Source organism: Kitasatospora putterlickiae, from assembly GCF_039527695.1.
Classification (GTDB): Bacteria; Actinomycetota; Actinomycetes; order Streptomycetales; family Streptomycetaceae; genus Kitasatospora; species Kitasatospora putterlickiae.
Window position 1 is genome coordinate 67,860 of the sequence record NZ_BAAAKJ010000029.1, and the last position, 3,760, is coordinate 71,619.

Annotated in this window: 3 protein-coding genes; all 3 read left to right on the plus strand. The window is 67.8% G+C overall.

Annotation, left to right across the window (positions count from 1 at the left end; all coding sequences use genetic code 11):
* Positions 1-83: 83 nt before the first annotated feature.
* The 3 genes from ABD308_RS04045 (at position 84) to ABD308_RS04055 (ending at position 3,512) form a co-directional block, all read left to right on the plus strand.
* Positions 84-842: a hypothetical protein gene (locus tag ABD308_RS04045; protein WP_344325609.1), complete on the plus strand. Its 759-nt coding sequence runs from the start codon at positions 84-86 to the stop codon at positions 840-842.
* A gap of 74 nt (positions 843-916) precedes the next feature.
* Complete coding sequence (locus tag ABD308_RS04050) at positions 917-3,118, plus strand: glycoside hydrolase domain-containing protein (protein ID WP_344325612.1); 2,202 nt, start codon at positions 917-919, stop codon at positions 3,116-3,118.
* Positions 3,119-3,128: 10 nt separating this feature from the next.
* The gene (locus tag ABD308_RS04055) at positions 3,129-3,512 is read left to right on the plus strand and encodes a hypothetical protein (protein WP_344325616.1); all 384 of its coding nucleotides are present in this window, start codon (positions 3,129-3,131) and stop codon (positions 3,510-3,512) included.
* Positions 3,513-3,760: the final 248 nt, after the last annotated feature.

Below are 3,760 nucleotides of genomic sequence, written 5' to 3' on the forward strand. Positions count from 1 at the left end.
CGGCTCTGCTGGGTGTAACCGGTTGTGGCGGCGGAGAGCCGTCCGACGGGACGCCCTCGGCGGCGGGTACGGTGCCGGCCGCCGTGGCGCAGAACGGCCTGGCGAAGGGCGTGGCCCTCCCGCTCCAGTCCTACATGCTGGGCTATCCGAGCCGGGTGGCGGTCCAGAAGGCGCAGTTGCGCGTGCAACGCGAGTGCATGGCGCGGCTCGGATTCGACTACAACCCGCCGGCCCCCGGCCTTCACCCGCCGCCCAACTTCGACGGGGCCAACATGGCGCGGAGGTACGGCATCACCGTGCGGGAGGAGGCGGAGAAGACCGGCTACCACCTGGCGGCCGACTCCGGACCTGCGCCGTTGTTCGAGCCCTCCCAGGCCGAGTCGGTGGCGCTGCGGGGGCAGGGCGGAAACGGCGAGAAGCCTGCCGATGCCCGGGTTCCGGAGGGTGGTTGCCTGGGAGAGGGCGCCCGGCAGGTCGGTGAGCTGGACGAGACGCTCGTGGACCAGCTCAACGGCGAGAGCCTCGAACGCTCCCGGACGGATCCTGCGGTGACGAAGGTGTTCGCCGACTGGAGCGCCTGCATGAAGACCAAGGGCTTCACGGTCACGGACCCGCTGACCGCCACCGAGCAGTTGCCGTCCAGAGGTGCCCGGGAGGCGACGGCGCAGGAGGTCCTGATGGCGGTCGCCGATGTCGCCTGCAAGTCCGACACCAGCCTCGTCCGGATCTGGGCCGATACCGAGACCAGGATCCAGAACGAGCAGATCGCGCAGAACCAGCTCGCCCTCAGCGAGATCCGGGACAAGAACGACGCGACGCTCAGTCGGGCCGCGGCCCGGTAGCGGTCGGACCGGCCAGTCGCGTTTGAGGACCCGAAGCTCTCCATGACGAAGGCGACGACAGAAAGCGGAGGCTCATGGCCGACGAGATGGTGCTCGCTGCACAGCGGTTCATCAACAGCACCTACGGATCCGTGGCAGGGATCCCGCATGTGGAGGAGAACGGAAAGACCGGGTGGCCGGTGATGTACGCGCTCACCCGGGCGCTGCAGTACGAGATCGGCATCCAGTCGCTGTCCGACACGTTCGGGCCGACCACGCTGTCGACCCTGCAGACCAAGTACCCGGTGGTCGACGCCGGGCACACCACGACGAACATCACCAAGATCGTGCAGGCGGGTCTGTACTGCAAGGGCTACGACGGCAGCGGGATCAACGGGCAGTACGACGCGAGGACCGGCGCGGCCGTCGCACTGCTCAAGACGGACATGGGCGTCGACGGCGTCTTCCCCGGTCCGGGCGTGCCGCCGAAGGTGCTCAAGGCACTCCTCACCATGGACGCCTACGTCACCGTCAACGGCGGCTCCAACGCGGTCCGGGGTATCCAGCGCTGGATGAACGCGAGTTACGTACAGCGCCAGAACTACTTCGTCGTCCCGTGCGACGGCTGGTTCTCGCGGGACGTGCAGAAGGCCCTGATGTTCGCCATCCAGTACGCCCTCGGGATGAGCGACGCGGTGGCGAACGGGGTCTTCGGCCCGGGGACCAAGGCGGGTCTCCAGGCGAACCCGCTGGAGATCGGTTCGACCGGCACCTTCGTGCGGCTGTTCAGCGCCGCGATGGTCTTCAACCGGCGCAGCGGCGCGGTGTTCACCGACACCTTCGACGCCGACCTCGCCGCGCGGGTGCGGGAGTTCCAGGACTTCGTCCGACTGACCGTCAACGGCAAGGCCGACTATCCGACCTGGGCCTCGCTGCTGGTGTCCACCGGTGACCCCACCCGCAAGGGGATCGCGCTCGACTGCGTCACCGAGGTCACCCCGGAGCGGGGCGCCGCGCTGATCGCCGCCGGCTACCAGGTCGTCGGGCGCTATCTGACCAACGTGCCGGGCACCACGCTGAACAAGAAGATCCAGAAGTACGAGATCTCCAACATCCTGGGTGCCGGGCTGAGGTTCTTCCCGATCTACCAGACGTACGGCGGCTCGGCGAGCTACTTCAGTGACAACCAGGGGTACATCGACGGCCTGGCCGCCTGCGACGCCGCTAACGGCTACGGGATCAAGCGCGGGACCAGGATCTACTTCGCGGTCGACTTCGACGCCCTGGACCACCAGATCACCAGCAACATCATCCCGCACTTCCGCGGCATCGCGCGGGCCATGGAGTACCTGGGGAACAAGTACGTCCCCGCGGCGTACGGTCCCCGGAACGTCTGCTCCCGGGTGACCGCGGCGCAACTGAGCTTCGGGAGCTTCGTCTCCGACATGTCCACCGGCTTCTCGGGGAACCTCGGCTTCCCGATGCCGGAGGACTGGATGTTCGACCAGATCTCGACCATCACCGTCGGCAGCGGTGCCGGCCAGATCGAGATCGACAACAACATCGCCTCCGGGCGGGACCGCGGCCAGGACGCGGTCGATCCGGTCAGCACGGTCTACAACCTCGACGTGCACTGGGACCAGGACTACACCCTCGCGTTGGCCGAGGACATCAAGCAGTGCCTGAAGACCTACGGCATCGAGGAATCGGACACCACCGGGATCTACTCGACGAGCGAGGCGATCGCCAAGGTGCTCGAGAAGGACGCGCTGATCACCTCGCTCGCACGCAACCTGAAGATCCGCAAGGCGCTCATCCAGGTGCCCATCCTGTGGGAGATGCGGCACAAGAACATTGAGGACGCGGGCAAGGACGCGGCGGTCAAGGCGTACTACAGCACCGGCATCGGCCTGTGGGACGACTGCAGCACCGGCCTGGGTGAGGTGTTCGCCAGGTCCGCCATCCGTGCGCGCAACTACGCGATGGACAACCAGCTGCTGTCCTTCGGAATCCGGCTCGATCCCAACAACCACGACCACGTGGGCGATACCTGGTCGAAGCTGAACGGGAACGAGGAGTTCAACATCGGCTGCGTCGCCTACGTCCACTTCTGGCACGCGAGCCTGCTGACGAACCCGATCTCCCGCCCGCCGGGGCTCGACTACACCGACGACGAGACCCACCGCCTGCTGGCGCGCTACCAGGGCGACACCCCTGAGGCGATGGTGGAGGGCGCCAAGCGGCTGGCGGTTTACCGGGTGTTCGAGAAGTACAACGCGCCTCTGCGCAACCTGTAGGGTCGATCACATGTCGTTTGCCGATGGCGAGTTCGCCGATCGCCGGGCGGGGATCGAGGGTGGGCGCCGGATGCCGGCGCCGCTCGCGGCGGTGCTCGTCAACCTCCCGTTGGGGATGGTGGGCATGCTTCCGTACTGGTTCGCCTGGAGGTTCCTCGCCAACTTCGTCTTCGCCCGGTTCGGCTGGACGACCGCCGATCCTTACAGCACGAACGACGGCGCGGGACTGGCGCTCGGTCTGGCGCTGATGACCCTCCTGCCCTACCTGCTGATCGCCGGCGTCGCGAACTGGTTCGGGGTGCTTCGCCGGGGTGCCGGCGGGGCGGGGTTCTGGGCGCTGCTGCTGGCGGCCCAGTTCCTGCCGGCGGTGATCTGGACGTACCTGGCCGGTTGACCGCCGAGTGGGTGACCTGCGGTGACGACCCGTGAGGGCCCGGCGGGCGACATGTGACGACCGTGACCACTGGACAGCACGACAAGCCTGGGAGAGGGCAACTGTGTCTGATGTATCACGGCGGATTTTCCTGTCCCGTGCCGTGGCGACAGCCGCGGGCGCGGGGCTCGTTCTGACGGCCGGCGCGCTGTCGGCGGGCCCGGCCAACGCGGCCGGCGCCGCCGGACCCACCGCCTCCGCTGCCGGGC